A 15,077-nucleotide genomic window follows, 5' to 3' on the forward strand; every position below is an offset into this window, starting at 1 on the left:
AGTATGAAACGTATTGCCATCTTATGTTTAATGCTGTTGACGTTCAACAGCTACGGGCAAACCAATGCCCAGCTGGACCCGAAAATACTGACCAGCAAAGCCGTCATGGATCAGTTCATGGACCTGCGTTTCGGCATGTTTATCCACTGGGGACCCGTTACCCTGCGCGGCACCGAAATCGGATGGTCCCGGCACAAAGAAGTAGCTGCTGCAGACTATGATACCTTGTACAAAGCATTTAATCCCGTACTGTTTAACGCCGATGAATGGGTGAAAACTGCCAGTGACGCCGGTATGAAATACCTGACCATCACCGCGAAGCATCATGATGGATTCTGCTTATGGCCATCTGCCTATACCGACTATAATATTATGTCAACTCCCTTCAAAAAAGATGTGGTAGGACTATTGGCCAAAGCCTGCAAAAAATATCATATCAAATTCTGTATTTACTATTCCGTATTGGATTGGTATAATGAGTACTATCCATTCGATAATACGACGGATGCCACGAAAGATCCACGGAAAAAGCCGGATATGGAAAAGTACCTGGTATATATGAAAAACCAGTTGAAGGAACTGGTAACTCACTACGATCCTTATATGCTTTGGTTTGATGGCCCCTGGGAAACCGCGTGGACACCAGCTATGGGACTGGATATTTATACGTATCTCAAAACGCTGAAGAAAGATCTGATTATCAACAACCGCCTGGGTAAAACATTTGCCGGTACCGAAGCGGTGGGAACAGACAGGTTCCTGGGTGACTATGATACACCCGAACAACGTATTGGTGGCTTAAACATGGACACACCCTGGGAAACCTGCATGACTATCTGTGAACAATGGTCCTGGAAACCTAATGATAAAATGAAGTCCTTAAACACCTGCCTGCAAACCCTGGCGAAAGTGGCATGTGGTAACGGCAACCTGTTGTTTAATGTAGGCCCCCGTGCCGATGGCCGGATAGAACCTGCGCAGGTAGCACGTTTGAAAGAAATGGGGCAATGGCTGAAGCAATACGGCGCCGCTGTTTACAATACCCATGGCGGGCCGTATTATCCTAATGATACGTACGCGGCTACACGTAGTGGTAAAAAAGTATACCTGCATATTTTCAAACCGGTAGAAAAATTAACACTACCTGCGCTGCCTGGTGTGAAAGTAAACAAGGCTTATGTGATGAAAGGCGCGGCAGTGGCTTTACAGCAAACAGATGATGCTATCACGCTCACCTTGCCGGCTGTATTGCCGGATGCCAATGATACCGTGATTGTATTAGAAACAGACAAATCAGTGGCAGCTATCGCCCCTATAAAAACAGTGAACATAAAATGATTAAAAAGATCGTAGTAAAAGATGCCCGTTTCCCTTTATCGGGCGGTGCCGGCAGTGATGCGATACATCAGAATCCCATTTACTCATACGCCGTAGCCTGCCTGTACGACGACAAAGGCAATTGCGGTACCGGCCTCGCATTTACGTTGGGAGCAGGTAATGAGCTGGTGTGTGCGGCCGCCCGGTTTTATGGAGAACAGTTGATAGGGAAAGATATTAATGAAGTGATGGCCACTTTCGGCGAATGGTTCCGCCTGCGTTCTGACGAGCAACAATTCCGCTGGCTGGGCCCTCACAAAGGTGTGGTACACCTCGCACTGGCAGCGGTTACCAATGCCTGCTACGATTTATGGGCCAAACAACAACAGGTGCCTTTATGGCAACTGTTGTTGAGCCTTACGCCGGAGCAGTTGGTGAATACGCTGGACTTGTCATACCTCGAAGAGGTATTACCGCGGGAGGAAGCCGTGGCCTTATTAACGGACATGCAGCCCTCCCGCACCTCACGGGAAGCCATCCTGCAAACGGGCTACCCGGCCTACGATACTTCGGCAGGCTGGTTCAACTATTCCGACGACCAGTTGGAAGCCAACTGCAAACGGGCGTTGGACAAAGGCTTTAGTGCACTGAAATTAAAAGTAGGCGCAAAAGACCCGGACACGGATATACGAAGAGCACATATTGTAAGAAATACAGTAGGGGATTCTGTCAAAGTAATGGTAGATGCCAACCAGCAATGGAACCTCCCGCAGGCATTAGCTATCGGCAAAAGGCTGGCAGACATCCGTCCCTACTGGATAGAAGAGCCTACCCACCCGGACGATGTACTGGCGCATAAAGTATTGGCAGACGCGTTGAACCCCGTGAAACTGGCGTTGGGAGAGCACGTACCCAACAAAGTGATCTTTAAAAATTACCTGGAAACCCGCTGTGCGGGCTTTATCCAGGTAGATGCCGTGAGGGTGGGAGGCGTCAGTGAATTTCTGACTGTAAGCCTGTTATGCAAAAAGTATGGGGTGCCGGTAGTACCTCATGTAGGCGATATGGGCCAACTGCATCAGCACCTGGTGTTGTTTAATCACATCGGTATGGGGCATGAAGCCCTGTTCCTGGAGCACATTCCTCACCTGCGTACCCATTTCACGCATCCTGCCGAAATCAGCAGCGGATTTTACCGCACGCCTGAGATCCCGGGCAGTAGCTGTGATTTGGTGGCGCTTAATACTTTTCCCGGATGATTTCTACAACAGATACAATCATCAGCATCTGCTATGTGGCCTTTATTGTGCTGCTGGGATTCTGGGCCGGCTGGTCGGGGAAGAAAGGCAGCAATGAAGCCGGAGAATATTTCCTGGCGGGCAAATCCCTGCGCTGGCCTATGATAGGTATGGCCTTGTTTGCTACCAATATTTCCTGTTTGCATCTGGTAAGTCTTGCCCAAAGCGGATTTGACTCTGGCCTGCTGGCGGGTAATTTCGAATGGATGGCTGCTTTCACGCTGATATTGCTGGCACTTTTTTTTATCCCGTTTTACATACGTTCCGGCGTAGCTACCTTACCGGATTTCCTGGAACGGCGGTATAACCGTGCGTGCCGCGATTGGCTCGCGATAGTATCCGTAGTATCTGCGATTATCATTCATATTGCTTTTTCTTTCCTGGCAGGAGGTATTGTGCTGGAAACGTTGTTCGGCATCAATATGTTTACGAGCATCATCCTGATTGCCGTGGTAACGGGCGCATATACCATTGTTGGCGGTTTGCGTGCGGTGGTGGTTACTGAATCCGTGCAAACGGTTGTGTTGCTGGGAGGAGCGATCATCATCACAGTGCTGTCGTGGTGGAAGGTAGGCGGCTGGCAGCCGGTGATGACGGTATTACAGGAGCAGCATCAATTGAGTAAACTCTCCATGCTAAGGCCGGCGGGCGATCCGGATGGATTGCCCTGGTATGCGGTATTCCTTGGCTACCCGGTGATTGGTATCTGGTATTGGTGTGCGGACCAAACTATTGTGCAGCGGGTATTAGGAGCGAAGGATGAAAATCATGCCCGTACAGGTGCGTTGTTCTGTGGTTTTATCAAAGTGTTGCCGGTGTTCATTTTTATCTTGCCTGGACTGTTGGCTTATGTGTTGTACAAACAGGGTGGCCTGGATTTGAGTGCCTTGCAACAGGCAGATGGGAAGCTGCATACCAAAGGCGTTTATTCGCTGATGATTACCAAACTGGTGCCACCGGGATTGGTGGGTGTGCTGGTAGCGGCGTTGTTGTCGGGTTTGATGAGCCAGATTTCCGGCGCGCTGAACTCCATTGCTACGCTGGTGAGTTATGATTTATACAAAAGGTACCAGCCGGCGGCTACCGACCGGCAACTGGTGAAATGGGGCCGTATTTCGGCCGGTTTGGCGCTGTTGCTGTCCATTGGCCTGCTACCCCTGTTGAATCAATATGAGAGCCTTTTTAACGGCATTAACGACGTTATATCGCATATTGCCCCACCTATTACCTGTGTGTTCCTGTTAGGCGTATTCTGGAAAAAGGCTTCTGCTATTGCAGCGCAGTATACCTTATGGGTAGGTTCCATCCTGGGTGCCGTAGTATATTTCACGGGCAAACTTTACCCCGAAGGGCCGCTGAGTCATACTCCTCCTTTACTCGTTGCTTTTTACCTGTTTATTGTTTGTGTGTTATTGCAGACGGCGCTTTCTTTGGCGTTTCCGATGCAGCATACTACAGAAAGAAGCCGCTTATACTGGGAAAGTCCACTGGCGCCATTGCGTGCCAAAGGCTGGCCGGGACTGGCGAATTATAAAGTATTGTCTGCAGCATTGCTGGGTGTGATGGCCTTGCTATACTGGATCTTTAGGTAAGCTGAAAGCATAAAGCAAAAAGCTATTGTAGCGAATGATAAAAGCGGATATGTAATTTATTTACTCGCGTTAATCATTCGCTACAATAGCTTTTTGCTTTCTGCTTTATGCTTTCAGCTCCATCTGTTGTATCACGGCTTCTGTAACACCAGTGCTGGAGAAGCCTCCGTCGTGAAATAAATTCTGCATGGTCACCATCCGTGTGTAATCAGAGAAGAGGCTAACCGTAAATGCGGCACATTGATCAGCGGTGGCGTTACCGAGAGGCGACATCTTTTCTGAATAGTTCACGAATCCATCAAAGCCGGCGATACCTTGTCCGGCAGTGGTGATGGTAGGTGACTGGGAAACGGTATTAATGCGTACATGTTTTTTGATACCATACTGATAACCGAAACTACGGGTAATACTTTCCAGCATGGCTTTAATGTCTGCCATTTCGTTGTAGTTAGGGAAGGCCAGGTGAGCGGCAATAAAGGTCAGCGCCACTACAGACCCCCATTCGTTGATGGCATCATGTTTCATAGCTACCTGCAGCATGCGGTGTAAGCTCATCGCGGAGATGTCTACCGACTTATGCATGAAGTCGTAGTTCAGGTTCGTATAGTCGTTGCCTTTACGTACGTTAACGCTCATCCCGATAGAGTGCAGGATAAAGTCTACGCCTCCGCCGAAATGTTCTTTTGTTTTGATGAACAAATTTTCCAGGTCATCCATATTCGTTACATCTGCCGGGATGATAGGGGCGTTGCATTGCCGCGCCAGCTCATTGATTTCACCCATGCGGATAGCAATAGGTGCATTGGTTAAAACAATTTCTGCACCTTCAGCTACGCAGCATAGTGCAGTTTTCCACGCAATGGATTTTTCATCCAGTGCACCGAAAATAATTCCTTTTTTACCTTTTAATAAGTGGTGAGCCATGACAAAGTTTTAGGTGAATGATCAGTTGCTACAAGGGTTAAATGTATAGCAATTATTCCCGTACCACGGCGGCATAGATGAATTTTAACATTTTTATACGGCACGTCTGTGATCGTCATCCGGTAAGGTGATGATTAGTGTCCTGCCTGTTGGCGTAACTCCATTTGTAGCGCCCATAGCTCGTCTATCGGTACCGGTTTTTTACTTACTTTTTCCAGGTCTTTTCCTTCTTTGGTAAACAGGAAGGGGTAAAAGCTCATACCCTGGTTGCCATTCATGCGGCTGATATCCTGTTGCCAGCCTTTCCAGCGAAACTGTTCATAGAAACCAACGATATCACCGGAGCAGCAGAAGCGGATAAATTCACTATAGCCTATTTCCATGTTTTCCCATTCCAATGTATCCGGGGCAAAATAAAATACGCTCCCGATACCTTCATTCATGGCCAATCCGCCATTATTGATGGCAAAGAAACCACCCAGTACATCATCGGCAATCAACAAAAATGAAGGTTGTTCCCCTGTTTGAGTATATGATTTGCCCTTATTCCAGCCAGGTAAACTGCGATCCAGCTTTTCATGACCGGAGCCTAACACCCTGATCCAGCCATTATCTACCAACAGCCCGCCGGTTTCATATACTATGGCGCCCATAGGGGAGCGGGTAGTAACCTGGATCTGATATAAAGCTTCATCCGCGCGGTTGCTATCTTTTGGCAGTATTTCTATTTTGTTGCTGCCTTGTTTAATCCAGTCTTGTACCAATGCCCAGCCAGGTTCTGTTGTATTGATCAGTTCATTTAAAGGTCTCATTTTACGAATTTGTGCATTTACGATAACAGGGAATAGCAATAGGATGCTGATAACAGCAAAAAAGTAACGTGTCATCAAAAAGTTGATTGTGGCTGCAAAATTACAGCAAAAGATGCAGCCGGGGGGCAATTAATTGCAGTGGGAGTGATAAAAAAGATGGTTATCTTCATAGTAATTATCTCCGTTACCTATGAATAAGCTAACCTTTGATACCGCCGCATTTATTAAGACAATGGTGTTTTTTGTGGTCTTAACCACCAGCTGGACATTCGGCTGGACTTACTTCAGCAAACCCTATAGCGAGCACTCTTTCCTTAGCAGCCTGGGTTTCCTGCTTATTTTACCATTGTCTATATATTGGGGCATGGGCAGGAAAAAACTAAGTGCATTAATCACTACGTTGATCGCTACTAATTTAGTGTTTGTGATAGGTACCTTTGCGGTCGGGATGGTAATGGAGTTCTTTTCACCATCGTCCCAAATTCCATATGCCCTGGTAAACTCCTTCTTTGTAGCGTTCTCTATGACCATCATATTTGACAGGTGTTATGGTGTACGGTTTGGTTATCTTACCACGGCCCTGGTTTATGTATTTCTCCTGTTGGCGTATTATCTGCTCAATAAGTACAAAGATGGAGCAGTACTGTTATTTGATATCAAGCCTGCATACGCCATGTTCATCGTGTTTCAGGGGTTGATGTTGATACCATTGGCGGTCGGATTAAACATGGATCGGGTGGAAGCGGAAAGTTAAACGTATAGCATAAAAAAGAACGAGGGTATCTCCATAATAGAGATACCCTCGTTCTTTTTTAGTACAATTGATTAATTGTTCAGGTTAAGCAACTGTTTTATTTCTCTTGTAGACAATGTTCTGCCATAGATGCGGATCTCTTCCATGCCACCTTTAACAAAGTAGCCATTGGTAGGAGAATTTGGATCATCGCGGCCAATATATAATTGGACAGTAGCAGGAGCATTAGGAGGTAATATACCAGTGTTGGTATTATCCAGTACGCCGTCAATGTACAGGCTTACTGTCTTTGTATCCAGGTCGTATACTGCAGTCAGCATATGCCAGGAGCTGGTAGTAATTACTTTGGAGCCGTATGCATTGATATCATCTCCACCGGGGCCGAAGTGCAATACACCGGGTACTGTTTTGCTGGCATATCCTCTTACTGCAAACGTATAGCCGCCATTAGGTGCATTGTTACGTTTAGTAAGGATGCTGGAACCAAATGAAGAGTTGTAACTTTCCAGTTTCACCCAGGCATTCACGGCAAAGCTGGTATTGGTTAAACGGAGGTCAGCAGAATCATTCACGGTGATAAAGCTGTTGATGCCATTGAAATAAAAGGCACCGTTGAACTTACCCTTGCTGTCTGTGGTATAAGTGACGTTGTTGATAATACCGTGGTGATTATGACCAGAGATATCACGGCTTCCTCTGAGGCTATCTAAAGGCCAGTAGGCAATCAGACCGTTGTTCAGGGTATTGGCAGGACCGTAAAGTTCCAGTATGTCCTCCACAGTTAACGCCTTTCCATAAATCCGGATATCGTCTAAAGCACCCTGGAAGAAATAACCATTGGTAGGAGAGTAGATGTCATCCCGGCCTATGTACAATTTCATAGCTACCTGTGGATTAGGAGATAATATACCGATAACAGTTTTATCCAGTACACCATCTACGTAGAAGCTGATTTTCTTTTGAGCCAGCTTGTATACGCAGGTAACCATGTGCCATTCGTTAAGGGTAACTACTTCTGATCCGTATGCATTGATATCATCGCCGCCGGGGCCGAAGTGTAGTATTCCCGTTGCTGTTGAACCTTTATTTCCCCTTATGGCAAACAGGTAACCGCCGTTGGCGTCATTGTTACGTTTACCCAGGATATTGGACCCAAAGGAGGAATTATAGCTCTCCAGTTTCACCCAGGCATTCAGGGTAAAGTCGGTGTTATTTAAACGGAGATCAGCCTTATCATCAACGGAGATATACGCGTTCTGTCCATTAAAGTAAAACGCGCTGTTTTTATTGCCCGATCTGTCGGTAGTAAACTGGGTGTTAAAAGGCATACCGTCGTGATGGTGGCCGGAAATATCTTTTGCTCCGGTAACGCTGTCGAGCGGCCAGTGGGCGATTAAACCCCCAATGGAGTCGGTTACCGGTGGTGTAGGTGGCTCCAGTAATTTTCCGCAGGAAAACAACGTAGTAAGTGCCAGGCTGCAAAGGCTAACTTTCAGGATTTTTTTTGTTGTCATCGTTTTATATTTATATAGGGGACTCGGTATAGATGTTTGGTTTTAAAATAACGGTAGGACCAGTCTTACCAATGCTACATATTTGTTGTAATGTTTATGCAAAATTAATTATTGAAAAGATATATACGATATTTAAAAAAAGCTTGTTAAGTTGAATAAAAGTTTTAAATAAGTAAAAACGGGTGCCTCCATTAATAGAAGCACCCGTTTTTGCTTATTTAAAATCAGCTATATCTCTCCTTTCTTCAATTGCTTCACCGCGTAATCCACTGCCCTGGCGGTTAACGCCATATAAGTCAGCGATGGATTCTGCGTAGAAGTAGACGTCATGCAGGCGCCATCTGTTACAAATACATTGGTGCAGGCATGCAGTTGGTTCCATTTATTGAGCATAGACGTTTTGGGATCCAATCCCATACGTACGCCGCCCATTTCGTGTATATCCAGCCCGGGCGCCTGTTTGGAGTCGCTGGTCCTGATATTTTTGAAGCCGGCTTTGGTATACATTTCTGTCATTTGCTCAAAGAAGTCTTTCAGCATTTTTTCGTCGTTATCATCGTAATCAACATCGATGTTGATGACCGGAATGCCCCATTCATCTTTCCGTTGCAGATCGAGTGTAACAGTGCTTTTCTCTTTTGGAATGGTTTCGCCCATCATATGGGAGCCTACATACCAGGTATCATTGGGTTGACTGTTGAAGAGCTGGTCTTTCAGGCTTTTACCAAATCCGTTGGTATCGGTATGTGAGGCTCTGCCTCCGTCAAATCCGGCAGCGTAGCCCCGGAGGAAATCTGTTTCCTGTTTGTATACATTCCGGAAGCGGGGGAGATAGGCGCTGGTAGGGCGTCTGCCATCAGTGGTGCTGTCTTTGAAACCTTCATATTGGCCGGAGATATGTCCGCGATAATTATGAAAGGCAAAGTACTTGCCCAGGGTGCCGCTGTCGTTTCCTAACCCATTCGGGAAACGGTGAGAGGTAGAATTGAGCAGAATGAGGTTGGTATTCACTGCCGCGGCATTCACGAAAATAACGTTGGCATAATACTCCATCATTTCTTTGGTATTGGTATCTACCACGCGTACGCCGGTGGCTTTTCCTTTCTGTTCATCGTAGATGATAGAATGCACAACGGAGAAAGGACGCAGGGTAAGGTTACCGGTTTTCTGCGCCCAGGGCAGCGTGGAGGAGTTGCTGCTGAAATAGCCGCCAAACGGGCATCCGCGCTGGCACAGATCTCTTTTTTGGCACTGTCCTCTGCCCTGATCCAGGTGCACCTGTTGTGGCTGTGTTAAATGGGCACAACGGGCGTAGATCACGTGGCGGTCTTTATAATTTGCTTTTACAAAGTCTTTGAAATAATTCTCTACACAGTTCAGTTCCATGGGGGGAAGGAATTCCCCATCCGGGAGATGGGCAATACCATCTTTATTGCCGGAGATGCCCACAAATTTTTCTACATAGCTATACCAGGGTTCAATGTCTTTGTACCGGATGGGCCAATCGGTGGCGAAACCATCGCGGGCAGGGCCTTCGAAATCGAAGTCGCTCCAGCGTTGCGTTTGCCGGGCCCACATCAGCGACTTTCCACCTACCTGGTATCCGCGGATCCAGTCGAATGGCTTCGGCTGGCCGTAAGGATGATCATTATCTTTTACGAAGAAATGCATAGCGTCTTCCTTAAAAGCATAGCAACGGCTGATAGAAGGATTGGCAGCCTTGATGTCTTCCGGTACTTGTCCGCGGTGCGGAAACTCCCAGGGGAACTGGCTGGTAGTGGGATAATCTTTTAAGTGTTTTACATCACGTCCTCTTTCGAGTACAAGTGTTTTCAGTCCTTTCTCTGTAAATTCTTTGGCTGCCCATCCGCCGCTGATGCCGGAGCCAATAACGATGGCATCAAACGTACGGTTTTGCAGGCTGGTATTGTTATTACTCATGTTGTTATGGGTTAGGCAATCTTCCGGGTAATGGGTTTAAGAGGTACGCATCCTTTGTAGCGTCCTGGTACCAGTTCATAGATATTTACGTTGGTCAGGAAATATTTAGAACTGGTATAGGCCTGGATGGTCAGGCGTTTGGTGGTGTTGTAAAAGAAGGCAATATCGTCTTTGTTATCCCGGTTGGCTTCCATATTGGTGAGCAGCGCTTCCCGCTGAGGAATGGTGCACTCCAGGAAATTATGTCCGTTCAATTTTTTGCAGGCGGCTTCAAAAGCTTTCAGGCCTTTGAGCCATTGTTGCTGGTCTTCTTTTTTGTAGCAGTCGTCCAACATGATCAGGGTGAACAGGTGGGCGGACAGTGCTTTGGCACCGGGAGTGGTAGTAGCAGGAATAATCGTTTCCACGAGTTCAGCCAGCATTTTTTCCTGGTCGCCGTCTACCTGAATATGTTTAAGTTCCAGGGAGGCCCTGGTAGTATGTTGCAGGCAGGCTGGTAATATGGCCATGCCGGCGGATACCCACAGCAATTGCTTGATTGCGGCTCTTCTGTTCACTGCCATTGATGATAATTTTGAGTATTAAAACGGGAAATGATCCACATTTATGTAATAAAATAAAGTTTTGAAAAACAGATTTTAACGGAGCAGAAAGCGGCAAACCTGCGGCAACAGGTGAGGAAATGCAATTGGCTAACGTGAAAACCGGGTTTAAATATAAAGGAATCTGTGATTTTTTGCAAAGATTATCCCGGGAATTGTCGCGACTTACCTGGTGGTGGCGACGATGGGACGGACGGTTTTCTTCTTTAGTGAGCAGTTGAAGAAGGGGATGATGCGTTTACCAATGCGGTTGATGAGGCCAATCTGAACGAACCGGCCCTCTTTGGCCATATTAATCAATCCTATCTGCAACCCTTTCCCCGTGGTGGTTGCATTACAGAGGCCTGCTATTGCAACGCCGTTGGAAACATTATATGCATTGATGATGCCGCTGATTTGTACACCATCGGTCCGTTTACCCATGGTCATTAGTCCGTTAATACCCAATCCTTTCATGTCTGCCATCAAACCACCAGCACTCAATGAAAGCCCTTTCACCAGCTCATTTCCCCGGCTATCTGTATCGTGAAGTGTGTCGCCGGGCTCGTCTTTGGCGAAAGGATTTATTGCACCACCGGCGATAGCAAACATCGTGAAAAATGCCTGTAAGGGCGCTACTTCAACGTTAAGCCCCTGTACTACTAAAGTATCCTTGTATGAATCGACGACTGTCATCAGACTCAATGCCACGCCGTTAATAGTGGTACTTTTACTGACTGGTGCAGTCCATACAACAGATCGGGTGTAATGTTTTCGTGGGAGAGAATCTTGTTGCTGTAGCGTGCTGTCCTGTGCAGCAGCGCCCACATAAAGGCAAAGGAATAGCAGGGATAGGGAAACGCGTTGTAGCATACACTTGGTTAAATGTGATCAGTTTTTGCAGCCACAAATAACGGAGCAATTGCTGCTCCGTTACCTGTAAATCATTATTGCGACGGGTGCTTTATTTCACGCCTTTTTCCGGGTTCCACCAGCCTTTTTGCTTCCGGATAAATAATATCTGCCCGATATGATATGCGTTGTGCGCACTGATATGAGCAATGATGGAATAATGGGAAGATAGTGTTTTTTCATCAGCCTGTTGAATCGCTTGTTCCCAGGCGGTCAGCACGCTGTCCATTCTTTTTACGGTGCCGTCCCAGGCGGCCTGTGTGGAAGGAGCAAAGGTGGCGTCATTATCACCGTTGAAAGGTGGCGGGGTTTCTCCATTGAATTTGCGAAGCTGATCGAGGTCCCAGTAAATAAGATGATTCGTCAGCTGGGCGATGGAGTGGTTGCCACTGTTGTCTTTCCAGTTGGCTTGTTCGGCTGTTAGTCCTTCTATGGCGGTGTTTACAGGCACAAACCAGTCGGCTTTATTATGCGTGGTTTTGAATTGTTCCAGCAGAATGTCCTTCGTAGTGGTTTGGCTAAAACAGCAATAGGTAGATAACAGTAATGGTAGTACGAAAATTTTTCTCATAAGTTTTTAAATTGGGGAGTTGCCTAAATATACTTATTTTTTTTATGTGAGAGATGGAAATACTTCGGCTGTACCATGGCTTAGATGGTAAACCGGTGTGTCCAGGGGCTTTTAATGCCTGTGCTCACCGGATGCGTTGTTATTGGCTGCTTTTTCCGTACTCTGGTCCATATGGGCCGAAAAAGAAGAAGGGCTGTTTGGCCGGATAAAAAATTGTATACTTGAGGATTATAAGGGGGGCGGGGAAGCTGCTGCTGTTCCGCACCTGGCAGATGATACTTTTGTAAAAGAATTTTTATCACAGGACAGTATAAAAAAAATGTTGTTACATGCTTAAAGAAAGAATCCGGCAATTAGCCAGCGGACTGTTGGAGGAGGCTACTGCGAATCGCCGCCACCTGCATACTTATCCAGAGCTTTCCTATAAGGAATACCAAACGGCTGTATTTATAGAAGAAAAGTTACGGGCATTGGATATTCCTTACGAAAGAATGGCTGATACCGGCATTGTTGCTTTATTGCAGGGTGGTGCAGCGCCATCGGATAAAGTGGTGGCCCTGCGCGCCGATATAGATGCCTTACCTATTGTAGAATTAAATGACGTGCCTTATCGTTCACAACATACAGGCGTGATGCATGCCTGTGGTCATGACGTACATACCGCTTCGTTGTTGGGGGTGGCGGGTATTCTCACCCGGATGAAGGCGGAATTTTCGGGTACTGTCAAATTTATTTTTCAGCCGGCGGAAGAAGTGATTCCTGGCGGGGCCAGTTTGCTCATTAAAGCCGGGGTACTGGAGAATCCACGTCCTGCGCACATCCTGGGGCAGCATGTGATGCCGGAACTGGCGGTAGGAAAGGTAGGGTTTCGTTCGGGCCGTTATATGGCCAGCAACGATGAGATTTCCATCGTGGTAAAAGGAAAAGGTGGCCATGGGGCCATGCCCAACCTGGGTATAGACCCGGTGGTAATTGCCTGTCATATTGTGATCGCGTTGCAACAGATTGTGAGCCGCCGTGCTAACCCGCTATCGCCATCTGTATTATCGTTTGGTAAAATGATAGCCAACGGTGCCAACAACGTAATTCCTGATGAAGTGAGGCTGGATGGTACCTTCCGTTCATTGGACGAAAAGTGGCGGAACGAGGCACATGAGAAAATTAAAAAAATGGCCATCTCCATTGCGGAAGGCATGGAGGGTTCCTGCGATATTAAAATTGAAAGAGGTTATCCTGTACTAATCAACGAAGATAAACTCACTGCTGCCAGTCGCGCACACGCCATCGACTTTCTCGGGGCGGACCAGGTAGCAGACCTCGACATCTGGATGGCAGCAGAAGATTTTGCTTCCTATTCCCAGGTGGCGGATGCCTGCTTTTACCGGTTGGGAGTACGGAATGAAGACCGGGGTATTAAATCCGGGTTACACACCGCCACTTTCGACGCCGACGAGAAAGCGCTGGAAACGGGTGCAGGCCTTATGTCTTACCTGGCGCTTAAAACCCTGGGGAATTAAAACGGGGTTAATTTTTGTTAACCGGTGGTTAACATCGGGAAATATCATGCATTCACATACGATTTTCATGCGTTCACAAAATAAGGTTTGAGACTAACGGAGATGAGCATATCTTTGAATCAGGTTTTTCATAGGATATGGTTAAAATATTAAAGGGGAGGTATTCTTACCACCCCTTTTTTTATGCGTAAGCGATTTCCCTTATTTTTGGAATATGCAAAAAATTCTGTTAATAGGAAACCTTCAACAACTGCAGGAGAATATAGGGGAATTATTGTTGCTCAATCACTACAACGTAATACAGGCCGCCGACGGCAAAACGGGGATCATGGCTGCACAAGCACAACACCCGGATATGATTCTCTGTGAAATGAGTATGAATGGAATCGATGGATTAGGTGTATTGGGTACGCTTCGTAAAGATCCTTCGATGGAACGGGTACCTGTGATTTTTTTGGGAGATAAATACAATGCCCGGTTATTTCGGACCGCTATGAACCTGGGCGCAGATGACTACCTTATTTCACCTTTTTCCAATAACGATTTATTGCTGACAGTAGAGAGCCGCCTGCAACGGTACCAATACCAGGCAGCGGCGAGCGGCCCCGCGAAAGCCACAGATGAACATGACCTGAAGAAGCTGATCCGCGAGTTTACCGAAAACAGGAACACCATGCGTGTAGCCGCGCACGAAACCGTATACAAAGAAGGGGGCACGCCCCGTTACCTGTATTATATCCGGGAAGGGAAAGTGAAAACGGTGAAAACACATGAGGACGGGAAAGACCTGGTGATAGGACTTTACAAGAAAGGAGATTTCTTTGGTTATGTAGCCCTGTTGGAAGAAACGCCTTATAAGGCCACCGCTGTTGTGATGGAAGATGCAGAAATTGTGTTGATACCCAGGAAAGATGCAGAAGAGATATTTAATCGTACGCCTTATATCGTGACCCGTTTCGTGAGAATGCTGGCACAGAATGTAACGGAGAAAGAAGAGCGCTTGCTGGGCATTGCCTATGATACATTACGTAAAAAAGTAGCCAGTGCGTTGGTACATCTCCGTAATAAATACCAGGTAACCAATACCCGGAATTTTGTGATCAATATTTCCAGGGAAGAACTGGCAACGGTGGCTGGTACGGCCACGGAGTCGCTGATACGTACGCTGAGTGATTTTAAAAATGAAAAGCTGATCTCCATCCGCAATGGCAGCATCACGATACTGGAGGCGGAAAAACTGGAAGATATCGCTTTCCGTTAAACGCAAAAACCGGTACGCTTTAACGTACCGGTCTGCAGGCACACCTGCACCAATCTCACGGGCCTTTCCTCTTCACTTGCAGG

13 protein-coding genes are annotated in these 15,077 nt (G+C 46.8%); 6 read left to right on the plus strand and 7 right to left on the minus strand.

Annotated elements, in window-relative coordinates:
- Positions 1–3: 3 nt before the first annotated feature.
- From J7623_RS28275 to J7623_RS28285, 3 genes are read left to right on the plus strand one after another with little or no spacing between them, the layout of a single operon-like run.
- A complete protein-coding gene (locus J7623_RS28275) occupies positions 4–1,338 on the plus strand; it encodes an alpha-L-fucosidase (RefSeq protein WP_291927515.1) in 1,335 nt (444 codons plus the stop codon).
- Positions 1,335–2,576, plus strand: a complete 1,242-nt coding sequence (locus J7623_RS28280) for an enolase C-terminal domain-like protein (protein WP_291927517.1) — start codon at positions 1,335–1,337, stop codon at positions 2,574–2,576. The genes J7623_RS28275 and J7623_RS28280 overlap by 4 nt, the downstream gene beginning before the upstream one ends.
- Entirely contained in the window at positions 2,573–4,207 is a 1,635-nt protein-coding gene (locus J7623_RS28285) for a sodium:solute symporter (protein ID WP_291927520.1), read from the plus strand. The genes J7623_RS28280 and J7623_RS28285 overlap by 4 nt, the downstream gene beginning before the upstream one ends.
- Before the next feature lie 105 nt (positions 4,208–4,312).
- On the opposite strand, the gene J7623_RS28290 is transcribed toward J7623_RS28285, so the two are convergent.
- Complete coding sequence (locus tag J7623_RS28290) at positions 4,313–5,131, minus strand: SDR family oxidoreductase (protein ID WP_291927523.1); 819 nt, start codon at positions 5,129–5,131, stop codon at positions 4,313–4,315.
- 134 nt (positions 5,132–5,265) lie between these two features.
- On the minus strand, positions 5,266–5,943 hold the full coding sequence (locus J7623_RS28295; RefSeq protein ID WP_291927527.1) for a DUF2625 domain-containing protein: 678 nt from the start codon (positions 5,941–5,943) through the stop codon (positions 5,266–5,268).
- Positions 5,944–6,133: 190 nt separating this feature from the next.
- Between J7623_RS28295 and J7623_RS28300 the strand changes: the two genes are divergently transcribed.
- On the plus strand, positions 6,134–6,697 hold the full coding sequence (locus tag J7623_RS28300; RefSeq protein WP_291927530.1) for a hypothetical protein: 564 nt from the start codon (positions 6,134–6,136) through the stop codon (positions 6,695–6,697).
- 71 nt (positions 6,698–6,768) lie between these two features.
- Here J7623_RS28300 and J7623_RS28305 read toward each other — a convergent pair whose 3' ends face one another.
- From J7623_RS28305 to J7623_RS28325, 5 genes are all read right to left on the minus strand, one after another.
- The gene (locus tag J7623_RS28305) at positions 6,769–8,211 is read right to left on the minus strand and encodes a LamG domain-containing protein (protein ID WP_291927532.1); all 1,443 of its coding nucleotides are present in this window, start codon (positions 8,209–8,211) and stop codon (positions 6,769–6,771) included.
- Between the two features lie 228 nt (positions 8,212–8,439).
- Positions 8,440–10,152 (minus strand): GMC family oxidoreductase, encoded by a 1,713-nt coding sequence (locus tag J7623_RS28310; protein ID WP_291927535.1) that lies wholly within the window; start codon positions 10,150–10,152, stop codon positions 8,440–8,442.
- Positions 10,153–10,163: 11 nt separating this feature from the next.
- Positions 10,164–10,715, minus strand: coding sequence for a gluconate 2-dehydrogenase subunit 3 family protein (locus J7623_RS28315; protein ID WP_291927538.1), 552 nt, complete (start codon positions 10,713–10,715; stop codon positions 10,164–10,166).
- 204 nt (positions 10,716–10,919) lie between these two features.
- Complete coding sequence (locus J7623_RS28320; RefSeq protein ID WP_291927541.1) at positions 10,920–11,606, minus strand: hypothetical protein; 687 nt, start codon at positions 11,604–11,606, stop codon at positions 10,920–10,922.
- A gap of 91 nt (positions 11,607–11,697) precedes the next feature.
- Positions 11,698–12,216, minus strand: a complete 519-nt coding sequence (locus tag J7623_RS28325) for a DinB family protein (RefSeq protein WP_291927544.1) — start codon at positions 12,214–12,216, stop codon at positions 11,698–11,700.
- Positions 12,217–12,545: 329 nt separating this feature from the next.
- On the opposite strand from J7623_RS28325, the gene J7623_RS28330 reads away from it, so the two are divergent.
- Positions 12,546–13,733 carry a M20 family metallopeptidase gene (locus tag J7623_RS28330; RefSeq protein ID WP_291927547.1) on the plus strand — a complete coding sequence of 396 codons (1,188 nt, stop codon included), beginning with the start codon at positions 12,546–12,548 and terminating at the stop codon, positions 13,731–13,733.
- Between the two features lie 214 nt (positions 13,734–13,947).
- Positions 13,948–14,994 (plus strand): cyclic nucleotide-binding domain-containing protein, encoded by a 1,047-nt coding sequence (locus J7623_RS28335; protein WP_291927550.1) that lies wholly within the window; start codon positions 13,948–13,950, stop codon positions 14,992–14,994.
- Positions 14,995–15,077 lie beyond the last annotated feature (83 nt).

The sequence above is a fragment of the Chitinophaga sp. genome, assembly GCF_017745275.1.
Lineage (GTDB): Bacteria > Bacteroidota > Bacteroidia > Chitinophagales > Chitinophagaceae > Chitinophaga.

Excerpts from the sequence above, each read along its gene's own strand:
- J7623_RS28275 (WP_291927515.1), top strand. The coding sequence starts at position 4 with ATGAAACGTATTGCCATCTTATGTTTAATGCTGTTGACGTTCAACAGC.
- J7623_RS28280 (WP_291927517.1), top strand. The coding sequence starts at position 1,335 with ATGATTAAAAAGATCGTAGTAAAAGATGCCCGTTTCCCTTTATCGGGC.
- J7623_RS28285 (WP_291927520.1), top strand. The coding sequence starts at position 2,573 with ATGATTTCTACAACAGATACAATCATCAGCATCTGCTATGTGGCCTTT.
- J7623_RS28290 (WP_291927523.1), bottom strand. The coding sequence starts at position 5,131 with ATGGCTCACCACTTATTAAAAGGTAAAAAAGGAATTATTTTCGGTGCA.
- J7623_RS28295 (WP_291927527.1), bottom strand. The coding sequence starts at position 5,943 with ATGAGACCTTTAAATGAACTGATCAATACAACAGAACCTGGCTGGGCA.
- J7623_RS28300 (WP_291927530.1), top strand. The coding sequence starts at position 6,134 with ATGAATAAGCTAACCTTTGATACCGCCGCATTTATTAAGACAATGGTG.
- J7623_RS28305 (WP_291927532.1), bottom strand. The coding sequence starts at position 8,211 with ATGACAACAAAAAAAATCCTGAAAGTTAGCCTTTGCAGCCTGGCACTT.
- J7623_RS28310 (WP_291927535.1), bottom strand. The coding sequence starts at position 10,152 with ATGAGTAATAACAATACCAGCCTGCAAAACCGTACGTTTGATGCCATC.
- J7623_RS28315 (WP_291927538.1), bottom strand. The coding sequence starts at position 10,715 with ATGGCAGTGAACAGAAGAGCCGCAATCAAGCAATTGCTGTGGGTATCC.
- J7623_RS28320 (WP_291927541.1), bottom strand. The coding sequence starts at position 11,606 with ATGCTACAACGCGTTTCCCTATCCCTGCTATTCCTTTGCCTTTATGTG.
- J7623_RS28325 (WP_291927544.1), bottom strand. The coding sequence starts at position 12,216 with ATGAGAAAAATTTTCGTACTACCATTACTGTTATCTACCTATTGCTGT.
- J7623_RS28330 (WP_291927547.1), top strand. The coding sequence starts at position 12,546 with ATGCTTAAAGAAAGAATCCGGCAATTAGCCAGCGGACTGTTGGAGGAG.
- J7623_RS28335 (WP_291927550.1), top strand. The coding sequence starts at position 13,948 with ATGCAAAAAATTCTGTTAATAGGAAACCTTCAACAACTGCAGGAGAAT.